The organism is Paraburkholderia sp. J8-2 (genome assembly GCF_905220195.1).
GTDB lineage: Bacteria > Pseudomonadota > Gammaproteobacteria > Burkholderiales > Burkholderiaceae > Paraburkholderia.
In genome coordinates this window covers 611448-637057 of sequence record NZ_CAJMZA010000001.1, presented here as the reverse complement: position 1 = coordinate 637057, position 25610 = coordinate 611448, and the positions used below count along the sequence as shown (strand labels likewise).

At 63.9% G+C, this 25610-nt stretch carries 21 protein-coding genes and 1 tRNA gene; 17 read left to right on the top strand and 5 right to left on the bottom strand.

Annotation, left to right across the window (positions count from 1 at the left end):
- Positions 1 to 64: 64 nt before the first annotated feature.
- On the top strand, positions 65 to 991 hold the full coding sequence (locus U5A52_RS02770; RefSeq protein WP_321933819.1) for a transcriptional regulator GcvA: 927 nt from the start codon (positions 65 to 67) through the stop codon (positions 989 to 991).
- An 89-nt stretch (positions 992 to 1080) separates the two neighbouring features.
- Here the strand turns inward: U5A52_RS02770 and U5A52_RS02765 are convergent, their stop codons facing one another.
- Complete coding sequence (locus U5A52_RS02765; RefSeq protein ID WP_321909716.1) at positions 1081 to 1854, bottom strand: TIGR00730 family Rossman fold protein; 774 nt, start codon at positions 1852 to 1854, stop codon at positions 1081 to 1083.
- 1 nt (position 1855) lies between these two features.
- Between U5A52_RS02765 and polA the strand changes: the two genes are divergently transcribed.
- The 3 genes from polA (at position 1856) to U5A52_RS02750 (ending at position 7230) form a co-directional block, all read left to right on the top strand.
- Positions 1856 to 4657 (top strand): DNA polymerase I, encoded by a 2802-nt coding sequence (polA, locus tag U5A52_RS02760; RefSeq protein ID WP_321934165.1) that lies wholly within the window; start codon positions 1856 to 1858, stop codon positions 4655 to 4657.
- Between the two features lie 256 nt (positions 4658 to 4913).
- Positions 4914 to 6290, top strand: a complete 1377-nt coding sequence (locus tag U5A52_RS02755; RefSeq protein WP_321933817.1) for an NAD(P)/FAD-dependent oxidoreductase — start codon at positions 4914 to 4916, stop codon at positions 6288 to 6290.
- 67 nt (positions 6291 to 6357) lie between these two features.
- Positions 6358 to 7230, top strand: a complete 873-nt coding sequence (locus tag U5A52_RS02750) for a dienelactone hydrolase family protein (RefSeq protein ID WP_321933815.1) — start codon at positions 6358 to 6360, stop codon at positions 7228 to 7230.
- A 27-nt stretch (positions 7231 to 7257) separates the two neighbouring features.
- Here U5A52_RS02750 and U5A52_RS02745 read toward each other — a convergent pair whose 3' ends face one another.
- Positions 7258 to 8127 (bottom strand): sulfurtransferase, encoded by an 870-nt coding sequence (locus tag U5A52_RS02745; RefSeq protein WP_321909709.1) that lies wholly within the window; start codon positions 8125 to 8127, stop codon positions 7258 to 7260.
- Between the two features lie 149 nt (positions 8128 to 8276).
- Entirely contained in the window at positions 8277 to 9383 is a 1107-nt protein-coding gene (locus U5A52_RS02740; RefSeq protein ID WP_321909707.1) for an aromatic ring-hydroxylating dioxygenase subunit alpha, read from the bottom strand.
- A 307-nt stretch (positions 9384 to 9690) separates the two neighbouring features.
- On the opposite strand from U5A52_RS02740, the gene U5A52_RS02735 reads away from it, so the two are divergent.
- The 5 genes from U5A52_RS02735 to U5A52_RS02715 all read left to right on the top strand — a co-directional run bounded on the left by U5A52_RS02735 (position 9691) and on the right by U5A52_RS02715 (position 15337).
- Entirely contained in the window at positions 9691 to 10005 is a 315-nt protein-coding gene (locus tag U5A52_RS02735; RefSeq protein WP_321909706.1) for an exodeoxyribonuclease VII small subunit, read from the top strand.
- The gene (locus tag U5A52_RS02730; RefSeq protein ID WP_321909704.1) at positions 10002 to 10883 is read left to right on the top strand and encodes a farnesyl diphosphate synthase; all 882 of its coding nucleotides are present in this window, start codon (positions 10002 to 10004) and stop codon (positions 10881 to 10883) included. Before U5A52_RS02735 ends, U5A52_RS02730 begins: the two co-directional genes overlap by 4 nt.
- Before the next feature lie 86 nt (positions 10884 to 10969).
- Entirely contained in the window at positions 10970 to 12877 is a 1908-nt protein-coding gene (dxs, locus tag U5A52_RS02725) for a 1-deoxy-D-xylulose-5-phosphate synthase (RefSeq protein WP_321909701.1), read from the top strand.
- Positions 12878 to 13038: 161 nt separating this feature from the next.
- Complete coding sequence (gene folE2, locus U5A52_RS02720) at positions 13039 to 13845, top strand: GTP cyclohydrolase FolE2 (RefSeq protein ID WP_321933813.1); 807 nt, start codon at positions 13039 to 13041, stop codon at positions 13843 to 13845.
- A 388-nt stretch (positions 13846 to 14233) separates the two neighbouring features.
- Positions 14234 to 15337, top strand: coding sequence for a porin (locus U5A52_RS02715; protein WP_321933811.1), 1104 nt, complete (start codon positions 14234 to 14236; stop codon positions 15335 to 15337).
- A gap of 41 nt (positions 15338 to 15378) precedes the next feature.
- Here the strand turns inward: U5A52_RS02715 and tsaD are convergent, their stop codons facing one another.
- A complete protein-coding gene (gene tsaD, locus U5A52_RS02710; RefSeq protein ID WP_321909694.1) occupies positions 15379 to 16404 on the bottom strand; it encodes a tRNA (adenosine(37)-N6)-threonylcarbamoyltransferase complex transferase subunit TsaD in 1026 nt (341 codons plus the stop codon).
- Between the two features lie 169 nt (positions 16405 to 16573).
- Between tsaD and U5A52_RS02705 the strand changes: the two genes are divergently transcribed.
- From U5A52_RS02705 to dnaG, 5 genes are all read left to right on the top strand, one after another.
- The gene (locus U5A52_RS02705) at positions 16574 to 17794 is read left to right on the top strand and encodes an NAD(P)/FAD-dependent oxidoreductase (RefSeq protein WP_321933809.1); all 1221 of its coding nucleotides are present in this window, start codon (positions 16574 to 16576) and stop codon (positions 17792 to 17794) included.
- Between the two features lie 111 nt (positions 17795 to 17905).
- Complete coding sequence (locus U5A52_RS02700) at positions 17906 to 18883, top strand: universal stress protein (protein WP_321933807.1); 978 nt, start codon at positions 17906 to 17908, stop codon at positions 18881 to 18883.
- A 143-nt stretch (positions 18884 to 19026) separates the two neighbouring features.
- Positions 19027 to 19239 (top strand): 30S ribosomal protein S21, encoded by a 213-nt coding sequence (rpsU, locus tag U5A52_RS02695; RefSeq protein WP_013434742.1) that lies wholly within the window; start codon positions 19027 to 19029, stop codon positions 19237 to 19239.
- Positions 19240 to 19464: 225 nt separating this feature from the next.
- Entirely contained in the window at positions 19465 to 19911 is a 447-nt protein-coding gene (locus tag U5A52_RS02690; RefSeq protein WP_321909686.1) for a GatB/YqeY domain-containing protein, read from the top strand.
- 111 nt (positions 19912 to 20022) lie between these two features.
- Positions 20023 to 21897, top strand: coding sequence for a DNA primase (gene dnaG, locus U5A52_RS02685; protein WP_321933805.1), 1875 nt, complete (start codon positions 20023 to 20025; stop codon positions 21895 to 21897).
- Positions 21898 to 21918: 21 nt separating this feature from the next.
- Here dnaG and U5A52_RS02680 read toward each other — a convergent pair whose 3' ends face one another.
- Entirely contained in the window at positions 21919 to 22158 is a 240-nt protein-coding gene (locus tag U5A52_RS02680) for a hypothetical protein (protein ID WP_321909865.1), read from the bottom strand.
- On the opposite strand from U5A52_RS02680, the gene rpoD reads away from it, so the two are divergent.
- The 3 genes from rpoD (at position 22040) to U5A52_RS02665 (ending at position 25590) form a co-directional block, all read left to right on the top strand.
- Positions 22040 to 24448: an RNA polymerase sigma factor RpoD gene (gene rpoD / locus U5A52_RS02675; protein WP_321909683.1), complete on the top strand. Its 2409-nt coding sequence runs from the start codon at positions 22040 to 22042 to the stop codon at positions 24446 to 24448. The two genes, U5A52_RS02680 and rpoD, sit on opposite strands and share 119 nt — an antisense overlap.
- A 166-nt stretch (positions 24449 to 24614) precedes the next feature.
- A tRNA-Ile gene (locus U5A52_RS02670) sits at positions 24615 to 24702 on the top strand.
- 597 nt (positions 24703 to 25299) lie between these two features.
- Positions 25300 to 25590, top strand: a complete 291-nt coding sequence (locus U5A52_RS02665) for a hypothetical protein (protein WP_415773415.1) — start codon at positions 25300 to 25302, stop codon at positions 25588 to 25590.
- Positions 25591 to 25610 lie beyond the last annotated feature (20 nt).

Here is a 25610-nt window from a genome sequence, read left to right as displayed (position 1 = left end):
AGCCCAATCGCGCGCGCGGCAAAACGATTTCTATGGCGCGCTCTTGTGATCTACACTCACAAGGATGGCACGCTCCCTTCCTCCCTTTCCCGCGCTGCGCGCGTTCGAAGCCGCAGCGCGGCACAACAGCTTCTCCGCCGCGGCGGGCGAGCTCAATGTGACTCACGGTGCCATCAGCCGGCAGGTGGCCGCGCTCGAGGCGTGGGTCGGCGTGCAGGTGTTTCATCGTCACGGCAAGCGGGTCGCGCTGACCGAGGACGGGCGGCGCTACCTGGCCGCTGTGCAATCGGCATTCGACGACATCGCGCGCGCAACCAACCAGTTGCGCGACACGGGCGTGGTGCACGTGCTGCGCGTGAATGCGCTACCTACCTTCGCGATGAAATGGCTGCTGCCGCGGCTCTCGCAGTTTCAGCGTCTCGCGCCGAACGTCGAGTTGCGCCTGTCCACCTCGAACGCGCCGGTCGAGACGCTCGAAGGCTTCGACGTGGCCGTGCGGCGCGGTCCGGCCCACTGGCCCGACTGCGAGGCCGGTCATTTCCTTGATGAGATGGAGCTGCCGGTGTGCAGCCCGGCGCTGCTCAAACGCGCGCCGATTCACCTGGCGGGCGATCTGGCGCGCCATGTGCTGCTGCATTCGGACACGCGTCCCGATGCGTGGCGTACGTGGCTTGCGGCCGCGGGGGTAAAGGCCAAATGCCGGAAGAAGCAGTCGTTCGACCACTTCTACCTGGCCTTGCAGGCTGCCGTGGATGGTCTTGGCGTGGCGCTCGGCCCGCTGCCGCTGCTCGACGACGAACTCGCTTCAGGGCGTCTCGTCACCCCGCTGGCAGGACCGCATCTCGACGCGCGCGGTTACTGGTGGGTGGCGCGCCGCGAGGTGGCGCAAGCGCCGCTCGTCTCGCAGTTTTGCCGCTGGCTGGAGGAGCAGGCGAGCGCGCGGGCGCCGCTCGGTGCATCCGGCGTGCCCGCAAGCGCGGAGAAAGCATGAGGAGTGTGATGCGCTCAAGCGCGAGCGGTGCGCAGGCCTACGGAAACATTAACCGCAAGCCATCCGCACGCTGCGCTTGAAGCGCTGCATCAGAGGTAGAACATCCGGTCTTCGTCGGAGTCGCGGTCACGGTCGCGGCGCGCTGGGTGTTCCTTGCCGGCATCTTCGGCGGTGTCCGCATCTTCGTAGAACTTGAGAACGGCTTCGAGCACCTGGTCGGGGTCGTCGATCACCTGCATCAAGTCCATGTCTTCGGGATTGATGAGGCCCATCGGCACGAGCGCCGAGCGGAACCAGTCGAGCAGGCCCTTCCAGAACGTGCTGCCCACCAGAATGATGGGCACGTGACGCGACTTTTTCGTCTGGATGAGCGTGAGCACCTCGGCCAGTTCGTCGAGCGTGCCGAAGCCGCCGGGCATGACGATCACGGCGTCCGAGTTCTTCACGAACGTGACCTTGCGCGTGAAGAAATGGCGAAAACGCAGCGAAATGTCCTGCCACTGGTTGCCCGACTGCTCGTGCGGCAACTCGATGTTCAGGCCCACCGAAGGCGACTTGCCCGCATGCGCGCCCTGGTTCGCGGCTTCCATGATGCCGGGGCCGCCACCGGAGATCACGGCGAAGCCCGCGTCCGAGACTTTTCGCGCGATCGTGCTGGCGAGCTGGTAGTACTCCGACTCCGGTTTCAGGCGGGCGGAGCCATAGATGCTGACCGCTGGCCGGATCTCGGACAGGTACTCGGTCGCCTCAATAAACTCTGCCATAATCGTGAACATCTGCCACGATGCGCGCGCCTTCTTGGCCGTCGCGCGCTCTTGATCTGCGAGTGAACGCAGACTCGGAATCACTTTTCTCTTGTCCATAATGCCTGAAGAACTACGCGTGGAAACGAAGCTACAAAATGAGCTGGAAGGGAAGACCCTGCTGCTGGTCGACGGTTCTAGCTATCTCTATCGGGCCTTCCATGCGATGCCGGACCTGCGTGGTCCCGACGGCGAACCGACGGGCGCGCTATACGGCATCATCAACATGCTGCGTCGCATGCGCAAGGACGTTACGGCAGAGTATAGCGCGTGCGTGTTCGATGCAAAGGGCAAGACGTTCCGCGACGACTGGTACCCCGAGTACAAGGCCAACCGGCCTTCCATGCCCGAGCCGCTCGCAGCACAAATCGAGCCCATTCACACGGCGGTGCGCGCGCTCGGCTGGCCGCTTCTGATGATCGAAGGCGTCGAGGCCGACGACGTGATCGGCACGCTCGCCCGCGAGGCGGAAAAGCGCGGCATGAAGGTCATCGTTTCCACGGGCGACAAGGACTTGGCGCAGCTCGTCACGGACCACGTCACGCTCATCAACACGATGACGAACGAAACGCTCGATCGCGAAGGCGTGATCGCGAAGTTCGGCGTGCCGCCCGAGCGCATCATCGATTATCTCTCGCTCATCGGCGACACCGTCGACAACGTGCCGGGCGTGAACAAGTGCGGCCCGAAGACCGCAGTGAAGTGGCTCACGCAATACGATTCGCTCGATGGCGTGATCGCGCATGCGGACGAAATCAAGGGCGCCGTGGGCGGCTATCTGCGCGACGCGCTCGACTTCCTGCCGATGGCGCGCAAGCTCGTCACGGTGGAAACGGCTTGTGACCTCGCGCCGCATCTCGAGACGATCGAAGCGTCGCTCGCCACGCGCCCTGAAGCGCGCGAAGAACTGCGCGATATCTTCGCGCGCCACGGTTTCAAGACCTGGCTGCGCGAAGTGACCGAAGCGAGCCAGCAGAGCGAAACGGTGCCCGCCGCAACCCAAGGCGACGCCCCCGAGAAAGACGCGATCGTGCAGCCCGCGCTCTTCGTCGATGCGCCGCGCCATTACGAAACGATCCAGACGTGGCCGCAGTTCGATACGTGGCTCAAGAGAATCGAGGCCGCCGAACTCACGGCGTTCGACACCGAGACCACGGCGCTCGATCCGATGGTCGCGAAGCTCGTTGGCATGTCGTTCTCGACGGAGCCGGGCGTTGCCGCGTATTTGCCGCTCGCGCATCGCGGCCCGGACGCGCCCGATCAACTGCCGCAGGGCGAAGTGCTCGCGCGCCTGAAGCCGTGGCTCGAAAGCGAAAAGCACAAGAAAGTCGGCCAGCACATGAAGTATGACGAGCAGGTGCTCGCGAACTACGGTATCGAGCTGAACGGCGTGGAGCATGACACGCTGCTCGAATCGTATGTGCTCGAATCGCATCGCAGTCACGACATGGACAGCCTCGCGCTGCGCCATCTCGGCATCAAGACGATCAAGTACGAAGAGGTGGCGGGCAAGGGCGCGCAGCAGATCGGCTTCGATGATGTCTCGCTGGAAAAGGCCGCCGAATACGCTGCCGAAGACGCCGATGTCACGCTGCAACTGCACCGCGCGCTCTATCCGCAGATCGCGCCGGAGAAGGGCCTCGACTACGTCTATCGCAACATCGAATTGCCTACGTCGCGCGTGCTGCGCAAGATGGAGCGCAACGGTGTGCTCATCGACACCGAACGGCTCGAGAAGCAGAGCGCCGAGATCGCCGTGCGGCTCATTGCGCTCGAACAGGAAGCGTATGCGCTCGCGGGCGGCGAATTCAACCTCGGTTCGCCCAAGCAGATTGGCCAGATCTTCTTCGAGAAGCTGCAACTGCCGGTTGTGAAGAAAACGCCTAGCGGCGCGCCTTCCACCGACGAAGAAGTGCTGCAAAAGCTCGCCGAAGATTACCCGCTGCCCAAGATCCTGCTCGAGCATCGCGGTCTTGCCAAGCTCAAGTCGACGTACACCGACAAGCTGCCGCGCATGGTCAATGCGCAAACGGGCCGCGTGCACACGAACTACGCGCAGGCCGTGGCGGTCACCGGCCGGCTTGCGTCGAACGATCCGAATCTGCAGAACATCCCCGTGCGCACGGGCGAAGGGCGCCGCATTCGCGAAGCGTTCATCGCGCCGCCGGGTCACAAGATCGTGTCCGCCGACTACTCGCAGATCGAACTGCGCATCATGGCGCATATCTCGGGCGACGAGTCGCTGCTCGCGGCGTTCGCACGCGGCGACGACATTCACCGCGCCACGGCCGCCGAGGTGTTCGGCGTCACGCCGCTCGAAGTGAGCTCGGACCAGCGGCGCATCGCGAAGGTCATCAATTTCGGCCTGATTTACGGCATGAGCGCGTTCGGGCTCGCATCGAATCTCGGCATTACGCGCGACGCGGCGAAGCTTTATATCGACCGCTATTTCGCGCGCTATCCGGGCGTGGCGCGCTACATGGACGAAACGCGCATGGATGCGAAGTCGCGCGGCTATGTGGAGACCGTGTTCGGCCGCCGTCTGTGGCTGCCCGAGATCAATGGCGGCAACGGCCCGCGCCGCCAGGCCGCCGAGCGCGCCGCCATCAACGCGCCCATGCAGGGCACGGCTGCCGACCTCATCAAGCTTTCCATGGTCGCGGTGCAGAAGTGGCTTGACGAACGCAAGATCGGCACGAAGATGATCATGCAGGTGCACGATGAACTGGTGCTCGAAGTCCCGGGCGACGAACTCGCCGAGGTGCGCAAGCGCTTGCCCGAACTGATGTGCTCGGTGGCGCAGCTCAAGGTTCCGCTCGTGGCCGAAGTCGGTGTGGGCGAAAACTGGGAAGAGGCGCACTGAAGCCGTACCGAAGGCGTTGCAGTGCTTAGTGCAGCTCTACTAAGTACATACTGAATGCGCCGTACCGCAACAAAGACCTAACTGCACGCGCGCGATAAGGCAAGCCTCGCGTGCGTGATGTCGCGAATGCGCGCCGCAAGGGTTGCCGCCGCGCGCTCCGTCAGCCGACAATGATTTGATCGAAGGCCGGTGCCCCGCGCGTGATGTTGCCGATGCATCGGCCTTTCTATCGCCTTTCGACATGCACGGAGAGTCTATGCATCGCTTTATCGTTGTGGGAGGAGGCGCAGGCGGGCTGGAACTGGCAACACGGCTCGGCGATCGTTACGGCGAAGCGCGCGCGAAGCGTGGCAAGCCGCAAGCGGCATCGGTCACCCTGGTCGACCGCAATCCAACGCATATCTGGAAACCGCTCCTGCACGAAGTTGCGGCGGGCAGCATGGATCCGTTCACGCATCAGCTCGAATATCCGGCGCAGGCGCGCTGGCATGGCTTCGAGTTCCAGCAGGGCGAACTGATCGGGCTCGACCGCGCGGCGAAGCGCATCACGCTCGGGCGCGTGCTCGACGAAGACGGTGCGGAAATGCTGCCCGAGCGCGTGCTGGAGTACGACACGCTGGTGCTCGCCATCGGCAGTACGACGCACTTTTTCGGCGTGCCGGGCGCGGCCGAGAATTCCATCGCGCTCGATACCGTCGAGCAGGCCGAGCGCTTTCGCAAGCGCCTGATCGCCGCGTGCATGCGCGCCGAACATCTGGCGCCCGAAAGCGTCGCGGCGGAGGTGACGGCAGACGATCTCACACCGGCCATGAACGGGGGCGGCGAGCCGCGCGTGCAAGTGGCGATCATCGGCGCAGGCGCGACGGGCGTCGAGCTTTCCGCCGAGTTGCGCAACACCGCGCAGGTGCTTTCGGCCTATGGGCTGCACAAGCTCGATCCGCGGCACGACGTGGGCATCGTGCTGATCGAGGCGGGCACGCGCATCCTGCCTGCGTTGCCCGAGCGCGTTTCTTCGGCCACGGCGGAGCTGCTGAACAAGCTCGGTGTGAAGCTGCTGACTGGCGAGCGCGTGACCGAGGTCGCGCCGGGCGTCGTGCGCACGGCAAGCGGCAAGAACCTGCGCGCGGACCTCACGGTCTGGGCCGCGGGCATCACTGCGCCGGCTGTGCTCTCGCGGCTCGATGGCCTCACCGTCAACAAGCTCGGCCAACTCATCGTGCGCCGTACGCTGCAAACCGAACTCGACGACAACATTTTCGCGCTCGGGGACTGCGCGGCCTGCGAATGGCCGGGCCACGAACGCGGTGTGCCGCCGCGCGCGCAGGCCGCGCACCAGCAAGCCACGTTCCTGTTCAAGTCGCTTGGCAATCTGCTCGCCGGCAAGCCGCTGGAGGAGTTCACCTATCGCGACTTCGGCTCGCTGGTGTCGCTCGGCCATTTCAGCGCGGTCGGCAATCTGATGGGTGGGTTGATCGGCGGGAATATGTTGATCGAAGGATTGTTTGCCCGTTTCATGTACATGTCGCTGTACCGGCTGCACATCGCGGCGCTGCACGGCTACGCGCGCATGGTGCTCGATACCTTCGCGCACTGGCTGCGCCGCACGACGTTGCCGCGTGTGAAGCTGCACTGAGCGGCGCTTGCGCGGGGCGCAGCGCTATTCTGCCTGTTTCCGCAGTTTGACCTCAAAGGAGCGCTGCATGCTGAAACCCGAAGTCGATAGCCTCGTCCCGCACGTGCCGTTCAACCGGCGTACCTTCATCAAGGCGGCGCTCGGCAGCGGATTTGCCGCTGCCGTGCTGCCCGTCTCCGCGCAAACCATCCACACCGACAGCGAAGGTCTCGAAGCCGGCGAGATCGGCTTTGAGTCGAATGGGACACTCATCCCGGCGTATCGCGCCCAGCCGCGCGGCAAGACGCATCTGCCGGTCATCATCGTGATTCACGAGATCTTCGGCGTGCACGAGCATATCGCCGATGTGTGCCGCCGCTTCGCGAAGCTCGGCTATCTGGCCATCGCGCCGGACTTCTTCGTGCGCCAGGGCGATGCCTCGGCGTACCCGACGATTCAGCAGATCAACGACAACATCGCGAGCAAGGTGCCCGACGCCCAGGTAATCGGCGACATCGACGCGGCCATTGCCTGGGCGGGCGAACATGGCGGCGACACGAAGCGCGTAGGCGTGAACGGTTTTTGCTGGGGCGGGCGCTATGCGTGGCTCTATGCCGAGCACGACCCGCACATCAAGGCGGCAGTGGTGTGGTATGGGCGCGTGGCGGGCCCGCACACGGCGAACGCGCCGAGCAATCCGCTCGATCTCGCGAACACCTTGCAGGTGCCGGTGCTCGCCATGTACGGCTTGCAGGACCAGAGCATCCCGCAGGACACGCTCGAGCAGATGAAGGCCGCTATCGCGCAGGGTCCGCAGGGCGGGCGCGGCTCGCAAATCGTCGTGTACGACGACGCGGGCCACGCGTTCTTCGCGGACTACCGCCCGAGCTATCGCAAGGCCGATGCGCAAGACGGATGGAAGCGCGCGATCGCCTGGTTCAAGGAGCACGGCGCGGTTTGACGCCGTGCCCGGCGCGTGGCTCCCGGCTCAGGGGTTGGGGCCTGTGGCGACCGGCCGCGACGGGTCGGCGCTCCATTCGCTCCACGATCCGGGGTAGAGGGCCGCGCCGTGCAAGCCGGCAATCTCCATCGCGAGCGCATTATGGCAGGCGGTCACACCCGAGCCGCATTGCAGGACCACGTGTTCGGGCGTGATACCGGGCAGCACGGCGGTGAATTCCTCGCGCAGCGTATGCGCCGACTTGAAGCGGCCGTCTGCCGTCAGGTTGTCCTGATAAAACCGATTGCGCGCGCCAGGAATATGGCCGCCCACCGGGTCGATCGTTTCGTTCTCGCCGCGATAGCGGTCGGCGGCGCGCGCGTCGACGACCGTGAGTTCGTGCGTGGCGAGATTGCGTACGATGGCCTGCGCATCCACCGTCACCTGGAGCGGTGCACCGGCCTTGAAGGTGCCGCGAGCGGGCGTGGGCACGTCGCGCACGAGCGGGAAGCCGGCTGCTTCCCATGCCTTGAGGCCGCCGTCGAGCACGGCCACCGAGTCGTGGCCGAGCCAGCGCAAGAGCCACCACAGGCGCGCGGCGTAGGCGCCGCCTTGTGCGTCGTACGCGACGACCTGCTGGCCTTCGTTGAGCCCGTGCAGCGAGAGTGTGGCGACGAGCGCCGAACGGTCGGGCAGCGGGTGGCGGCCGTTCTTGCCGGTCTTCGGGCCCGAGAGGTCGCGGTCCAGATGCAGGTATTGCGCGCCGGGCAGATGGCCGAGCGCATAGCCATTTTCACCGGCGGCGGGATCGGCGAGATCGAAGCGGCAGTCGAAGACCAGCACGCTGCCCGGCGCGGCGGTCAGGCGTTCGTGCAGATTGGCGGCCGAGATCAGTGTGGTGTAGTGCGTGTGGGGCATGACGGCTCCTTGATTCGTGCAAGGCCGCCATCTCCAGCTATACAACGGCCCGATGCCGTCAGTCTAAACAAAAAGACGGGCCTAAGCCCGTCTTTCCGTCATGCGTTCCGCATTGCTCATGATCGCCAGAGGCTTGCGCCTGCCGGGCATCAGATCGGTCCCAGCTCGCGGCGCAGGAACTCATGGAAGTGCTGCATGCCGTCTTCCATCGGGCTCTGGTACGGGCCGACTTCCGAAACGCCGCGCTCGAAGAGCGCACGGCGGCCGGCGTCCATGCGCTCGGCAATTTCGTCGTCTTCGACGGCCGTCTCCATATAGGCGGCGCGCTCGGCCTCGACGAACTCGCGCTCGAACAGCGTGATTTCCTCGGGGTAATAGAACTCGACGATGTTCGTCGTCTTCTGCGTGCCCTGGGGGATCAGCCACGAAACGACGAGCACGTGCGGATACCACTCGATCATGAGATTCGGGTAGTACACCATCCAGATCGCGCCGAACTCGGGCGGCACGCCATTGCGAAAGCGCAGGACCTCGTCGTGCCACTTGCGGTACGTCGGGCTGCCCGGCTTGCCGAGGTGATTGTGCACGCCGACCGTCTGCACGCTATACCAGTCGCCGAACTCCCACTGGAGGTCGTCGCACGACACGAAGTTGCCGAGGCCCGGGTGGAACGGCACGACGTGATAGTCTTCCAGATAGACCTCGATGAAGGTCTTCCAGTTGTAGTTGCACTCGTGGACCTCGACGTGATCGAACATATAGTCCGTAAAGTCGAGGTGTTTCGCCGGCCCAAGGCGTGCAAGATCGCGCGCGACGTCGCGGCCCGCGGATTCGAAGAGCAGCCCGTTCCACTTCTGCAGCGGCGAGCTGTTCAGATTCAGACACGGCTTGTCCGCGAAGTGCGGTGCGCCGAGCAGTTCGCCCTTGAGGTCATAGGTCCAGCGATGCAGCGGACATACAATGTTGTCTGCTGTGCCGCGACCGTTTAGCATGATGGCCTGGCGGTGCCGGCACACGTTCGAGAGCAGTTCGATCTCGTTGCTCTTGTTGCGAACGAGCACGCGGCCTTCTTTCTCGCCAGGCAGCGCAAAATAGTTTCCCGCCTCGGGCACCATGAGTTCGTGCCCGACGTAGCGAGGACCCTTCTGGAAAAGCGTGTCGATTTCGCGCTTGAGTAGCGCTTCGTCAAAATAAGCGGTGACTGGCAGCTGGCTGTGGATAGACTTCAGCTGCAATGCATTGCTCAGATTGGACATTCCCACTCCCGATGAAGACGTGAAAGCAGTGAACAACCCAACCATCGAAGATTCGATTTAGGGAGCCGGCGATTATACCCGGTTACCCCGTCATGGGGTAGCTAAGTGACTGATTTTTGCCAAAATTACACCGGAAAGACGGCAGAAAATCAGGAAATATGAGACAAATGCACGGGGAATCGGGCCGTCTGGAACCGATCTGTACTGTCCCCGAGTGTGTGGTCGAGAGGGTACACAAGCCGGGGAGCGGGTCGAAAGGGACCTTTTGCCGTAGAATGTCCGCCTTGTTTCATTCTGGCGACGACTCATGGCGAAATCCGCAACGAAAGACCGCGCTGGCGCGGGCGAAAGCGCAGCCGGGCTGGCCGAGGGCGAAACCCTGCCCGAGAGCTACGAGGCGGCGCTTGCGGAGCTCGACGGGCTCGTTGCACGCATGGAAGGCGGCAGCCTGAGCCTGGAAGAATCGCTAGCGGCGTATCGTCGCGGCGCGGCGCTCGTGCGCTTCTGCCAGCAGCAGCTCGAAAAGGTTGAACAACAGGTGCGCGTGCTCGACGGCGAGACGTTGCGGCCCGTGCCCCTCAATACGACAGACTCCGCAGCGGGCGGAGACGACGATCTATGACATTTGACCAATGGACCCGGCAGGTACTCGACCGGGTCGAAAGCGCGCTCGATCACTATTTGCCGGCTGCCGACGTGCTGCCGGCGCCGCTGCATGACGCCATGCGTTATGCCGTGATGGGCGGCGGCAAGCGGGTGCGTCCGCTTCTGTGCCACGCGGCGGGCGAACTCACGAACGCCACGCCCGAAGCGCTCGACGCGGCGGCTTGCGCGCTCGAAATGATTCACGTCTACTCGCTCGTGCACGACGACATGCCGTGCATGGACGACGACGACATGCGTCGCGGCAAACCCACCGTACACGTCAAATATGACGAACCGACGGCGCTCCTCGTGGGCGATGCGCTGCAGTCGCAAGCCTTCGTCGCGCTGACGTCCGATGTGCTCAGCGCTGAGCGCCAGGCCTCGCTCGTGCGCGAGCTCGCGCTGGCTAGCGGCTCGATCGGCATGGCCGGCGGCCAGGCCATCGACCTCGCGAGCGTGGGCCATTCGCTCACCCGCGAGCAACTCGAGACCATGCACCGCCTGAAGACCGGCGCGCTCCTGCGCGCCGCGGTCCGCATGGGGGCGCTTGCGGGCGAGACGCCTTCGGCGCAAAGCCTTGCCGCGCTCGACAAATACGCAGCGGCCGTGGGCCTCGCATTCCAGGTGGTGGACGACATTCTCGACGTCACCGCCGACTCCGCAACGCTCGGCAAGACCGCGGGCAAGGACGCGAAGGACGGCAAGCCGACCTACGTGTCGATTATCGGTCTTGATGCCTCGCGTGCACTCGCGCAGCAGTTGCGCGCCGACGCGCACGCGGCGCTCGAACCGTTCGGCGCGCGCGCACAGCGCCTCGCCGAACTCGCTGACCTGGTGGTGAACCGGGTGAGCTGATCGCGCCAACCCGCCCACGCGCATGAAATGGGATGTAATGCGCAGAACAAGTGCGGGAGCGCCAGTTTTCCTACAATGGAACGACGATGTACGACTTGCTGAAAACCATTGACGACCCGGCGGATTTGCGCCGCCTTGATCGCCGCCAGTTGCAACCGCTTGCCGACGAACTGCGTGCCTTCGTTCTCGAGAGCGTCTCGCAAACGGGCGGCCACTTGTCGTCCAACCTCGGTACGGTCGAACTGACGATCGCGCTGCACTACGTGTTCGACACGCCGCGCGACCGCATCGTCTGGGACGTGGGCCATCAGACCTATCCGCACAAGATCCTGACGGGCCGCCGCGACCAGATGTCGACGCTGCGCCAACTCGGCGGCATTTCGGGCTTCCCGAAACGCGACGAGTCGCCGTATGACACGTTCGGCACCGCGCACTCGAGCACGTCGATCTCGGCGGCGCTCGGCATGGCCGTGGCGAGCAAGCTCAAGGGCGACAACGCCATGGGCATCGCCGTGATCGGCGACGGCGCGATGACGGCCGGCATGGCGTTCGAGGCGCTGAACAACGGCGGCGTCGAAGACGACGTGCCGCTGCTCGTCATCCTCAACGACAACGACATGTCGATTTCGCCGCCGGTGGGCGCGCTCAATCGCCATCTCGCGCGCCTCATGTCGGGCCGCTTCTACGCCGCCGCACGCGCAGGCGTGGAGCGCGTGCTGCGCCATGCGCCGCCGGTGCTCGATCTCGCGCGCAAGCTCGAAGAGCACGCGAAGGGCATGATCGTGCCGGCCACGCTGTTCGAGGAATTCGGCTTCAACTACATCGGGCCGATCGACGGTCACGACCTCGATTCGCTGATCCCGACGCTGCAGAACATCAAGGAACTGCGCGGCCCGCAATTCCTGCACGTCGTGACGAAGAAAGGCCAGGGCTACAAGCTCGCCGAAGCCGACCCGGTCCTGTACCACGGTCCCGGCAAGTTCAACCCGGCTGAAGGCATCAAGCCGTCGGCAACGCCCGCGAAGAAGACCTACACGCAGGTGTTCGGCGAATGGCTGTGCGACGCTGCCGAGCTCGACCACCGCGTGATCGGCATCACGCCGGCCATGCGCGAAGGCTCGGGCATGGTGGAGTTCGAAAAGCGCTTCCCGGACCGTTACTACGACGTGGGCATTGCCGAGCAGCACGCGGTGACGTTCGCGGGCGGTATCGCAGCCGAGGGCCTGAAGCCCGTGGTCGCGATCTACTCGACCTTCCTGCAGCGTGCCTACGACCAGCTGATCCACGACGTGGCGCTGCAGAACCTGCCGGTCGTGTTCGCCATCGACCGCGCGGGTCTCGTCGGCGCCGATGGCGCGACGCACGCGGGCGCCTACGATCTCGCGTTCATGCGCTGCATTCCGAACATGATGATCATGGCGGCGTCCGACGAAAACGAATGCCGCCAGATGCTGTACACGGCACTCCAGCAGGACTGCCCGACGGCCGTGCGCTACCCGCGCGGCGCGGGCACGGGTGTTGCGACCGTCAAGCAGATGGCCGCGCTGCCGGTGGGCAAGGGGGAAGTCCGCCGCGAGAGCAAGGCGCCGGCAGGCAGCCGCATTGCGATTCTCGCGTTCGGCACGATGGTTGCGCCGTCCCTCGCCGCAGCGCAAGAGCTGGACGCCACCGTGGCGAACATGCGCTTCGTGAAGCCGCTCGACGCGGAACTCGTGAAACAGCTCGCCGAAACGCACGATTACATCGTGACCGTGGAGGAAGGCTGCATCATGGGCGGCGCCGGTTCGGCCTGCGTGGAAGCCCTCCTTGAAAGTGGGGTTATCAAGCCCGTACTACAATTGGGCCTCCCCGACCGCTTCATCGACCACGGCGACCCGGCAAAGCTGCTGGCGGGCTGTGGGCTCGACGCAGCAGGGATCGCGAAGTCCATTCGCGAACGCTTTCTCGACAAGGCGGCGAATGTGTCCGGCAAGTCGGTGATGCGCGTCGCGTAAGGTCGATCGAGGCTGCTCCAGGTTAATTGGCGCCTCGCGCCAGACCATTCACATTTGAACTGGCGGGCGGGTTTCGTACCCGGCTTTCCGCCAGCAAACGCCGGCTCATGCCGGCGTTTGCCATTTGCGCGCCGCACTCGGCGCGGCTTGAGGATAAGAACATGAATCAGATGAACCCGGCCTTCGTGATGCCGGACGTCCAAAGCTCCGTCGATACCCGTCAGATCGTGATCCAGCGCGTGGGCGTGAAGGCCGTGCGCCATCCGCTCACCGTGAAGACGGGCGCGGGTGACGTCCAGCCGAGCGTCGGCATGTGGAACCTCGACGTTCATCTGCCGGCCGACCAGAAAGGCACGCACATGTCGCGCTTCGTCGCGCTGCTCGAAGAGAGCAAGGCGCCGCTCGAGCCCGCCACGTTCCGCGCGATGCTGGCAGCGATGCTCACGAAGCTCGAATCGCAGGCGGGCCGGATCGAAGTCGCGTTCCCGTATTTCGTGAAGAAGGTCGCGCCGGTGTCGGGCGTGGAAAGTCTGCTGGACTACGAAGTGACGCTCACGGGCGACGTGCGCAACGGTCAAACGCGCCTCTTCCTCAAGGTGCTCGTGCCCGTGACGAGCCTGTGCCCGTGTTCGAAGAAGATCTCGCAATACGGTGCGCACAACCAGCGCTCGCACGTGACGATGAACGTCGAGTTCGAAGGCGATCTGCCGGTTGAAGACCTCATTCGCATTGCCGAAGAAGAGGCGTCGTGCGAACTGTGGGGCCTGCTCAAGCGCCCGGACGAGAAGTTCGTGACCGAGCGCGCGTATGAAAATCCCAAGTTCGTCGAAGACCTCGTGCGCGACGTGGCCGTGCGCTTGAATGCCGATGCGCGCGTGATCGGCTATACGCTCGAAGCCGAAAATTTCGAGTCGATCCACAATCACAGCGCCTACGCCGTGATCGAACACGACAAGCGCGTGGCGTAAAGCTGACCGCCTGGTTGCGCCGTCCACAAAAATGCCGCCCTCGGGCGGCTTTTTGCTTCTACGGCGGCAAGCGCATTACTGCTGCACAAGCGACGTCAAATCCCGGCGCGCTTCATTACCGCTCAGACCAGCATTGCTTTGCAATCCTGACATTATTTTCCTAAATATTTCCTTGAGCCCTTTCTGAACTGTCGCGCTTTCGCCAGCGCAGCATACGCGGTTTCGCATAGACGAACGCGCGCTTGAGGTGCGGCAAGGCTACAGCCTGCCTTCGTCGTTATAACTCCACTTCGATGCAACGTCATCACGCGCCGGCATACGCACCCGCGAGCGACGACCAACGCATCAATGAGAAACAGTCAGTGGAGGAGACATCATGGGCTTTTGCATGAAAAGCATTTGCGGCGCAGCACTGATTCTGGCGGTGAGCGGTGCGAGTGCGCAAACGAGCGTCACGTTGTATGGCGTTGCCGACGCGTTCGTCCAGTTCCTCAACAATGGCGGCAAGCAATCGTGGTCGCAGCGCAGCGGTGGGGGTGTGCCGTCGCGCTTCGGCATCAAGGGCTCGGAGGATCTTGGCGGGGGCCTGAGAGCCGTATTTACGCTCGAAAATGGCTTCAACATCAACAATGGCACTGCCTTTGCCGATACGGGCGCCATGTTCTATCGACAGTCGTGGGTGGGGCTTGCGCACGAGAAGTACGGCACGGTCTCCCTGGGGCGCCAGTATCAGCCGACTTTCTGGGTGCTCTACCCAGGCGATCCGTTCCTTGCCAATGAAGTGATATCGCTGCTAGCCGCAGCGGGCAATGTCGTCGACCGTAATACGGTTGGCTTGCAGTCGAGCGGCGGGCGCTCGAGCAATTCGGTCGTCTATCGGTCACCGAGTCTCAAGGGGCTCCAGCTGCTGGCCATGTACGCGTTCCAGTCCAGCGTGACGCAGCCTGCGCCGCAAACGAACGGCAATATCGTCGATGTTGCCGCCACCTGGTCGGGCTATGGTCTCTATGCGGGGATTGCGTACCAGTATCAGCATCCGGGCACGAAGACTCTGGCCAGTTTGCCGTCCGTCCTGAATACGGCAGGAACCGAGCATTTCAATACTGCGCTCGCTTATCAGATAGGGATCGTCAATCTTCAGTTCATCTACGGATATCATCGCCCGAAGCACGACGACGCGAGTCCGCTCGCGACGCAGCTTTCGGCCGTGCATTCGTATAGCTTGATGCAAGCCGGCGCCACGGTTCAAGTCACGCCCGCGGATTCAATCGAAATCGCGGCGCTGCAACGCGCCGTACGCGGCGTGCATGACAATATGTGGGCCGTGCAACTGGGTGTCGACCACAGTCTTTCGAAGCGGACGTCCATCTATGCGCGCGCGGGCTACATGAAGAACAACGGCTCGTCCACGATGAGCTGGTCTGGCGTGAGCGTGACGGCCCCGGGTACCAAACAAACGCTGGCAGTCGTAGGCATGACACAGCGTTTCTGAGTTTCAGGTGCCGGCGGATCGATCCGCGATGCGCTCGGCGCTTACTGCGCGAGCGAAGTCAAATCCCAGCGCGGCTTCACCGTGAACGCATAATCGCGCGTGGCTTGCTCGGGCCAGCGCTTCAGGCGCAGCGCGCCCGCGAGCGCAATCATCGCGCCGTTGTCGGTGCACAGAGACAAATCGGGGTAATGCACCTCGAAGCCGCGCTTTTGCGCCGCCGCCGAAAGCGTCTCGCGCAACTGCTTGTTCGCACCCACACCGCCCGCCACCACGAGGCGCTTCATCTTCGTGCGCTTGAGCGCGGCGAGCGACTTCGCGGCCAGCACCTCGACGGCGGCATCGACGAAACCGCGCGCGATATCGGCCTTGCCCTGTTCGCAGATATTCGTGCCGAGCTTCTTCACTTGCGTGAGCACGGCCGTCTTGAGTCCGCTGAAGCTGAAGTCGAGATCGCCCGAATGCAGCATCGGGCGGGGCAGTTCTACCGCGCCAGGTGTGCCGAACTCCGCAAGGCGCGAGACTTCAGGGCCGCCCGGATAGCCGAGGCCAAGCAGCTTGGCCGTTTTGTCGAAGGCTTCGCCCGCTGCGTCGTCGAGTGTTTCGCCAAGGGTTTCGTACACGCCCACGTCGGTCACGCGCATCAGTTGCGTGTGGCCGCCCGACACCAGCAGCGCGACAAACGGAAACGGCGGCGGCGCGTCGACCAGCAGCGGCGAAAGCAGGTGCCCTTCGAGATGGTGAATGCCCACGGTTGGACGATTCCAGGCCATGGCAAGCGCATTGGCGATGCTCGCGCCCACGAGCAGCGCGCCCGCGAGGCCGGGGCCTTGCGTGAAGGCGATGGCGTCGATGTCGCTTTTCGCCGCGCCGCTCTTCGCGAGGACTTCCTCGAGCAACGGCAGCGCGCGGCGGATATGGTCGCGCGAGGCAAGCTCCGGCACGACGCCGCCGTACTCGCGGTGCATGGCGATCTGCGAGTGCAGCGCGTGCGCGAGCAGGCCGCGCTCGCTGTCGTAGAGCGCGAGGCCGGTTTCGTCGCAGGAGCTTTCGATGCCGAGAACGAGCATGATGTGGGGCGCGGCGACGGCCTTGCGCGGCATGAACCGCTAAAAACCGTCGCTAAATCAAGAATTAAGAGAACATAAAAGTATAGCAGCGCGCGTGAAAGCCGGCTGGGGGCCGCAAGCGGGGCCCCCCGCGGACAAGCCCCGCCGCCGCACAGGTAGAATGCGCGCCATGGAATCTTTCGACATCGCCGTGATCGGCGCAGGGGCGGCCGGCATGATGTGCGCGGCGGTGGCTGGCCAGCAGGGCGCCCGCGTGGCGTTGATCGACCACGCCCCGCGCCTCGCGGAAAAAATCCGCATCTCGGGCGGTGGGCGCTGCAACTTCACGAACCTGCACGCGAGCCCGGCCAACTATCTTTCGAACAACCCGCATTTCTGCCGTTCGGCGCTCGCGCGCTACACGCCGCGCGACTTCCTCGCGCTGCTGCGCCAACACCACGTGACCTGGCACGAAAAGCACAAGGGCCAGCTTTTCTGCGACCAGTCGAGCGAGGCGATCATCGACGTCCTGCGCGCCGAATGCGACGCCGGCCGCGTGTCGTGGCGCCGCCCGCTGCCGGTGGAAGCGGTGAGCCATGCCGACGGCGCGGGCTTTACGCTCGGCACGCCGCAGGGCGAGATACGCGCGAAAGCGCTCGTGATTGCGACGGGCGGCCTGTCGATCCCGAAGATCGGCGCTACCGATTTCGCGTATCGCGTTGCGAAGCAGTTCGGCCACAAGCTGATCGATACGCGTCCGGCGCTCGTGCCGCTCACGTTCGCGCAGGACGAGTGGACGCCCTACGTGCCGCTCGCGGGCGTTTCGCTCGAAGTTCACGTGGCGACGGGCGAGCGCAAAACCGGCGGCGCCTTCGATGAAGACCTGCTCTTCACGCACCGAGGCCTTTCCGGACCCGGCGTCTTGCAAATTTCGAGCTTCTGGCAGCCGGGCCAGCCGATCCGCGTGAACTTGCTGCCCGAGCACGATCCGGCGGCGGCCTTGATCGAGGCCAAGGGCGCGACGAAACGCCAGATCGGCAATCTGCTCGCCGAGTGGGTGCCGGCGCGGCTCGCGCATGTGTGGCTGGAGGCGCATCAGGTGAAGGCCGACGCGCGTATCGCCGATCTGCCGGATAAAACGCTGCGCAAGATCGGCGAAGGGCTCGCCCAGTGGACGCTCACACCCACTGGCACCGAAGGCTACAAGAAGGCGGAAGTCACGCGCGGCGGCGTGGACACGCGCGAGCTTTCCTCGGCGACGATGATGAGCCAGCGTGTGCCTGGCCTCTACTTCGTGGGCGAAGCCGTGGACGTGACGGGTTGGCTTGGCGGCTACAACTTCCAGTGGGCGTGGGCCTCGGGCGTCGCGGCCGGGGAGGCCGCCGCCCAGTATTCGGCGAGCGCAAGCTGATTTTCTGACCGACACGCACTGCCGAATCTCTCGCGGCTGACCCGAGTCATGGTTGCCTGGGCGCCCGAGGTTCACGCTTGAATACCTGACCATGAGGAAAAGGTACGAAACGTGAATCGAGAGGAACAGCAGCACATTGAGGCACTGCGCGGGCCACTGCGGCGAATCATGATTGCGGTGGACGATTCGAAGGCATCGACGCAGGCGCTGCGTTTTGCGTCGCGAGTGGTGCCGCGCGACGCCCACGTGCGGATCGTGTGCGCGGCCGAACAGCCGCGCGCCTGGAATGCGGGCGGCGCTTACACCGCGGGCGACGCGTGGATGACGGACGCGCTCAGTGTCGCGCGCGACGAATATCTCCACGCGGCCGAGCGCACGCTCGAGCAGGCGATGACGGCGTTCAACGGGCAAGTGGCCCTGGTCGAAGGGCAGGTGGTCGGTCTTTCTGCCGAGGCAGGCGCCGTCGTGCCGGCGCTAGCCGATGCGGCGCGTGACTGGCAGGCCGACATGCTGATCGTCGGCACGCGGCACCAGGGGCGCATGAAGCGCTGGATCGACGGCTCGGTTTCGGGCGCGCTCGCGGTTTGCGCGCCCTGTCCGCTGCTGGTCGTGCCCGTGGAGTACGACGAAACGCGCGCTCACGCGCCGCTTGCCCGCATCCTGCTGGCGACGGACGGCAGTCCGGCCTCGGCGCAGGCGATCAACGCGGCGGTGCGGCTGGCCGAATCGCAAACCACGTTGCGCGCGGTTTATGTCGTGGACCGCAGCAGTGTGGCTGGCGACCCGGTGCCGGGGTCGGTGCTCGAAGACGCGCTCACCGAGCTTGGCCGCAAGGCGCTGGCCGGCGCGCACGAGCCACTCGAAGCGTCAGGCAGTGCCTATGAAACCGCGCTCGTGGCCACCGCTCGCCTGCGCGACGACATCGCCCACACTGTGTTGCGCGACGCGCAAGACTGGCAGGCCGATCTCGTCGCACTGGGCACGCAGGGCCGGCGGGGCGTCGCGCGCTGGCTGCTCGGCAGCGTGGCGCAGCGTGCCATCGAGATCACGCATGTGCCGCTGCTGCTCGTCGGGCCGGGCGCTGCCTGATACTGCGCAGCCCCGCCAGGAAAGGCTCTGGGCGCGGTCGACACCGTGGCCCGGAATTGGGGTTTCCCCCCAAGCAGGCGCACGATGCGCAAACCCGGAACTGCTATACTCAATCCTCTTTACCCCCGATCCGTTATTGGAAAATGACGACCATCCGCGTAAAAGAAAACGAACCCTTTGAAGTCGCCATGCGCCGCTTCAAGCGCACGATCGAGAAGAACGGCCTGTTGACCGAACTTCGCGCGCGCGAGTTCTACGAGAAGCCTACGGCTGAACGCAAGCGCAAGAAGGCGGCGGCGGTGAAGCGCCACTTCAAGCGTCTGCGCAGCCAGATGTTGCCGAAGAAGCTGTACTGATTCTGGCGTCGCCGTGGCGCGTGGCCGCGCAGTTCCAGCGTGGACTTCGCGTGAGCTTCGCGGCGACGTGGACAGCCGGCCCGCGGCCTTGGGTGACTTAGCGCAACGCGGCCGCCGCTGCCCTCTGGTGTGGTCGCAACCATGTCGAATTTGCGCCAACCCGCCTGGAAGCGTTTCCAGGCGGGTTTTTGCATTCCAGCAACCCCAACGTATTTCAGGTGAGTGATGAGTCTCAAAGACCAGATCAACGACGACATGAAAGCCGCGATGCGCGCGCGCGAAAGCGAACGCCTTGCCACAATTCGTCTGCTGCTCGCCGCTATCAAGCAACGTGAAGTCGACGACCGCGTGACGCTCGACGACGCCGGCATCACGGCGGTCATCGACAAGATGATCAAGCAGCGCAAGGACTCGATCAGCCAGTTCGAGGCCGCGGGCCGCACCGATCTCGTCGAGAAGGAAGCCGCCGAGCTGACCGTCCTGGCCGCCTACATGCCCGCGCAGCTCTCGGATGCCGAGATCGCCGCCGAAGTGCAGGCCGCCGTCGCCCAGGTGGGCGCAGCCGGGCCGCAGGACATGGGCAAGGTGATGGGCGTGCTCAAGCCGAAGCTCGCCGGGCGCGCCGACATGACGGCCGTTTCCGGGCTCGTCAAAGCCGCGCTCTCGAAGTAAGCGCAACCGGTTCGCACGCGGCGCCGGCCCGGCCCAGGGGCGACGCCGCGAGGCCCGTACGTGATGTATTCGGGCCGCGCGAGCCCTGGTTGCCCAAGCGCGTTCGCTTCGATGATTCCGCATTCGTTCCTGCAAGACCTGCTGAACCGCGTCGATATCGTCGACGTGGTGGGTCGCTACGTGCAGCTCAAGAAGGGCGGCGCGAACTTCATGGGCTTGTGTCCGTTCCACAACGAGAAAAGCCCTTCGTTCACAGTTAGTCCAACCAAACAGTTCTATCACTGCTTCGGCTGCGGGGCGCACGGTACCGCCATCGGCTTCCTCATGGAGCACGCGGGCCTGACGTTCCCCGAGGCCGTCGAACAACTCGCCCAGTCGGTCGGCCTGACCGTGCCGCAAGAGCCTTCGCCCCTGCGCGGCGGCGGGGCTGGTGCGGCCGGCGGCTATGCGCCGGCTGTCTCGAAGGCCGTGTCCACCGCGCTTTCCGATGTCATGCAGACCGCGTGCGACTACTACCGCAAGCAGCTGCGCAGCGCGACCAACGCCATTCAGTACCTCAAGAAGCGCGGCCTCACGGGCGAAATCGCCGCGCGTTTTGGCCTCGGCTACGCGCCGGATGGATGGCAGAACCTCGAATCTGCGTTTACCAACTATCGCGACGACGCGCTCGTGGAGTCAGGCCTCGTCATCGTCAGCGAAAAGCAGGACGCGCAAGGCCAGTCGCGCCGGTACGACCGCTTCCGCGACCGTGTGATGTTCCCGATCCGCAACGTGAAGGGGCAGGTCATAGGATTTGGCGGCCGCGTGCTGGATGGCGGCGAGCCCAAGTATTTGAATTCCCCGGAAACGCCGCTATTTAACAAGGGCAGCGAGCTGTACGGGTTGTTCGAGGCGCGCCTCGCGATCCGGGAACAGCGCTATGTTCTGGTGGTGGAGGGGTACATGGACGTCGTCGCGCTTGCGCAGCTGGGTTTCCAGAACGCCGTGGCGACGCTCGGCACCGCGTGCACGCCGATCCACGTGCAGAAGCTCATGCGGCAGACCGACACGGTGATCTTCAGCTTCGACGGCGACTCGGCGGGCCGCCGCGCCGCGCGGCGCGCGCTCGACGCGTGCCTGCCGCACGCGGCCGACAACCGCACGATCCGCTTCCTGTTCCTGCCGCAGGAGCACGACCCGGACAGCTACGTGCGCGAATTTGGCGCCGAGGCGTTCTCGGAGCAGGTCGAGCGGGCCATGCCGCTGTCCCAGTTCATGCTCAACGAGGTCCTGGCGGACAAGGAACTGGACCAGCCGGAAGGGCGTGCCCGGGCGCTGTTCGACGCGAAACCGCTGTTGCAGGCGCTGCCGGCGAATGCCCTGCGGGCGCAGATCATGCACATGTTCGCGGACCGCCTGGACCTGCCGTTCGAGGAAGTGGCCGCGCTGTGCGAAGTCGACGCGCGCATCGCCCAGGCGGCGCGCCAGGCGCCGGCACGCAAGGACCGGCACCTTGTGACCGGTATCGAGCGCAAGGCGCTGCGCAACCTCGTGATGCACCCGCGTATCGCGTCGCAGCTCGACGAAGAGGCCGAAAAGGCGCTGATTGGACTGACGCGCCACGGCGAGTTGTTCGAGGAAGTGACCACTCACGCGCGGGCACTGGGTGACGCGGCGGAATTTCAGCTGCTGTCGGACCTGCTGAGAAATGGGGCCAATGCTCCAACCTTCGAGGAGATTTTTCGCGAAATTCTGGACTATGATGAAAACGTTCGGGATTTGCTGATGAAAAATCCGGAAGATGGCGCTGCGCTAGAGGAGCGCCGCGAGCAGGAGAGGCTCGTGAGCGAAGAATTGACGGCGGCAATCCTGAAGATGCGGTACGACGCCTGTTGCGAGCGGCTGGACGCGCTTTCGCGGCAGTCGCGACATACGCCTGAGGAACTTGCCGAATTGATGTCACTGAATCAGACGCGGGCTGACATGAAGCGTCAGCTCGGTTTGTAAGGGAAGGACCGCACAGGGGGATTATTGCCCTGCGTGGTAAAATAACAGGTTTTCAGCGGTTTGTTTTTGTTTTTTCCGGGCGGACATAATGGGTTGGGGTAACCCATGAATGTTCAGTTTTCCAGCAAGGGGCGGAATGGCAATGGCAAAGACTACAGGCGGAAAAAAGGCAACCGGCAAGGGCTCGACGGAGCCGACCAGCAAGGTCACAGAGGCCGCAGTTGCCAGTTCTTCCGCCCGGTCGTCGGGCAGTGAGTCCACCAACCGTTCTGAACCGGCTACCCGGAAGAGGTCGATGACTGTTTCGGCTGCGCGAGCAGCGCCTGCACGTGCGGCGAAAGCCGTTACGCAGCCGGCAACGAAGCGGTCCGGTTCGAGAAGTGCAAGGGAAGTGCCTGCCGTCGAGGACGATGCGGCAGAGCGCGAGGCTCAAGCATCCACGGTTCACGAGGCTGTTGTCCAGCAGCCGCGAGTCGAGACACTAGCCGGTACGGCGAACTCCATGACGAAAAAGCTGAATGAAGTACCCGTCGATGACGACGCAAACCAGAGCGAAGACAGCACCCCCGCCGCAGGCAAGGTCGAAAAGACCACCCGTGCGCGCGACCGGCGAGCGAAGGAGAAGGCGCTGCTGAAAGACGCGTTCGCGTCGTCGCAGCCCGGCACCGTCGAGGAGCTCGAGGAGCGCCGCACGAAGCTGCGTGCGCTCATCAAGCTCGGCAAGGAGCGCGGCTTCCTCACCTATGCGGAAATCAACGATCACCTTCCGGACAACTTCACGGAAACCGAGGCGATCGAAGGCATCATCAGCACGTTCAACGACATGGGCGTGGCTGTCTATGAGCAGGCCCCCGACGCGGAAACGCTGCTGCTCAACGACAACGCGCCGAATGCTTCATCGGACGACGAAGTGGAAGAGGAGGCAGAAGTCGCGCTCTCCACCGTCGACTCCGAATTTGGCCGCACGACTGACCCGGTGCGTATGTACATGCGCGAAATGGGCACGGTCGAGCTCCTCACGCGCGAAGGCGAAATCGAAATCGCCAAGCGCATTGAAGACGGCCTCAAGCACATGGTCATGGCGATCTCCGCTTGCCCGACCACGATTGCCGACATCCTCGCCATGGCCGAGCGCGTGGCGAACGACGAGATTCGCGTGGACGAACTCGTCGACGGCCTGATCGATCCCAACGCCGAAGACACCGACGGCTTCAACGCCAAGGAAGCGGAAGAGATCGAGAACGAGGACGAAGAGGAAGAAGCCGAAGAGGAAGAAGAAGAGGAGGAGGAAGAGGACGACGGCGCGGCGCAGGCGACGGCCAACGCGGCGCAGCTCGAAGCCCTCAAGCGTGCCTCGCTCGAAAAATTCGCCCTCATCAGCGAATGGTTCGACAAGATGCGCCGCGCGTTCGAGAAGGAGGGCTACAAGTCGAAGTCCTATCTCAAGGCGCAGGAAACCATCCAGAACGAGCTGATGTCGATCCGCTTCACGGCGCGTACCGTCGAGCGTCTGTGCGACACGCTGCGCGCGCAGGTGGACGAAGTGCGCCAGGTCGAACGCCAGATTCTTCACACGGTCGTGGACAAGTGCGGCATGCCGCGCTCGGAGTTCATCGCGCGTTTTCCGGGCAACGAAACCGACCTCGAGTGGTCGGAGAAGATCGTTGGCGAGAGCCATGCGTATAGCGGCATTCTCTCGCGCAACATTCCGGCCATTCGCGAACAGCAGCAGCGCCTGCTCGATCTGCAGGCGCGCGTGGTGCTGCCGCTCAAGGACCTGAAGGAAACCAACCGTCAGATGGCGGCCGGCGAACTCAAGGCGCGCCAGGCGAAGCGCGAGATGACCGAGGCCAACCTGCGTCTCGTGATCTCGATCGCGAAGAAGTACACGAACCGCGGCCTGCAGTTCCTCGACCTGATCCAGGAAGGCAACATCGGCCTGATGAAGGCGGTGGACAAGTTCGAATATCGCCGCGGCTACAAGTTCTCGACTTACGCGACGTGGTGGATCCGTCAGGCCATCACGCGCTCGATTGCGGACCAGGCGCGCACGATCCGCATTCCGGTTCACATGATCGAGACGATCAACAAGATGAACCGTATTTCGCGGCAGATCCTGCAGGAGACCGGTCTCGAGCCGGATCCGGCAACGCTCGCCGAGAAGATGGAAATGCCGGAGGACAAGATCCGCAAGATCATGAAGATCGCGAAGGAGCCGATCTCCATGGAAACGCCGATCGGCGACGACGACGATTCGCATCTGGGCGACTTCATCGAGGACAACAACACGGTGGCGCCGGCCGATGCCGCGCTGCATGCCTCGATGCGCGATGTGGTGAAGGACGTGCTCGACTCGCTCACGCCGCGCGAAGCGAAGGTGCTGCGCATGCGCTTCGGTATCGAGATGAGTACCGATCACACGCTCGAAGAAGTGGGCAAGCAGTTCGACGTGACGCGCGAGCGGATTCGCCAGATCGAAGCGAAGGCGCTGCGCAAGCTGCGCCACCCGAGCCGCTCGGACAAGCTCAAGTCGTTCCTTGAAGGAAATTGAGCTTGATTAGCGTTTAATGCACGGAAGTCGCGTGCACGATGGCCAGGTCGGCTCGCTTTCGTGTAGTATGTCGGCCTGTCATCGAAAAGCCCGGCCTTTGGGTAGACCGGGCTTTTTTGTTGACGCATTGCCGTTCTTTTGTTCTCGCTACGCTTCGTAGCTTCGTGGGCCGGACGCCGTGTTGGTTGCAGGCAGCGGACTCATAATCCGCCTCCGAAAGGACGTCGTGGGTTCGAACCCCACCCGGCCCACCATTTCTCTTCTCTCGCCGGATCCTGGGCGTTCTGCCTTCCGTTCGATCAGAGATCGATAGGCATGCCTATCAATTTCGGTCAATTCTCGTCGCAACTACCTCAGCGGCCGCAATCACTCGCTGCTCGGCGCCATAGATTGCTGTGGCGACTCACCGAACAATCTCCGAAACATCGCGGTAAAAGCACCAAGCGTGCTGTATCCAGGATCGAGCGCAACTTGCGTGGCCACCCTGTCCAAGCCAGGTCATCGCCTCGGCTGCATGCATATGCTGGTGGAGATCAGCGCCACCTCGCTCGCGCGATGTGCGGTACGACGATTGCTGTCCCGGCTTACCGCTGCTCGAAGGCTTTGACAGAAGCGCGGGAAGAGGCCGGTGGGAACATCATGTCAGTCCGAACGAAACTCGATCGCTGGCTAACGTTGGGCGTTTCGTTGTGCGACCACTCGAGCTGGGTTGCGCGCAATGTTCGCGCGGCAGTGGGCCGACGCTAATGTGCGCGGAGTGGCAGGATAGGAGTTCCGGCGGTTCGGGAGCGCAGCGTGCGCTTTCGCGGATTGCCTCAGAATGGATCCCCTCTTTTCACGGGAGAGTGACGATGGCCAAGTCTCATTCCTTGATGGTCGCTGCGGTGACCGCCCTTTCCATCGCGCTTGTACCGGGAATAGCCGGTGCGCAAACGAGCGCGCCCGACGCTTCGAACCCCGCCAGCATGACGAAAGCGCAGCGCAAAGAAGCACGCAAGGAAGCTAGGGCACGAAAGAACGCGGAATTGAAGAAACTCGAACAGAACGGATACAACCCGGCCACAGCAAACGACGCGAATTACCCCAATGATATTCAGAATGCCGAAAGAAAGGCAGCGTCGCCTGGTGCCGCGAGTCACTAGCGGAATATCTGTATGGGCCT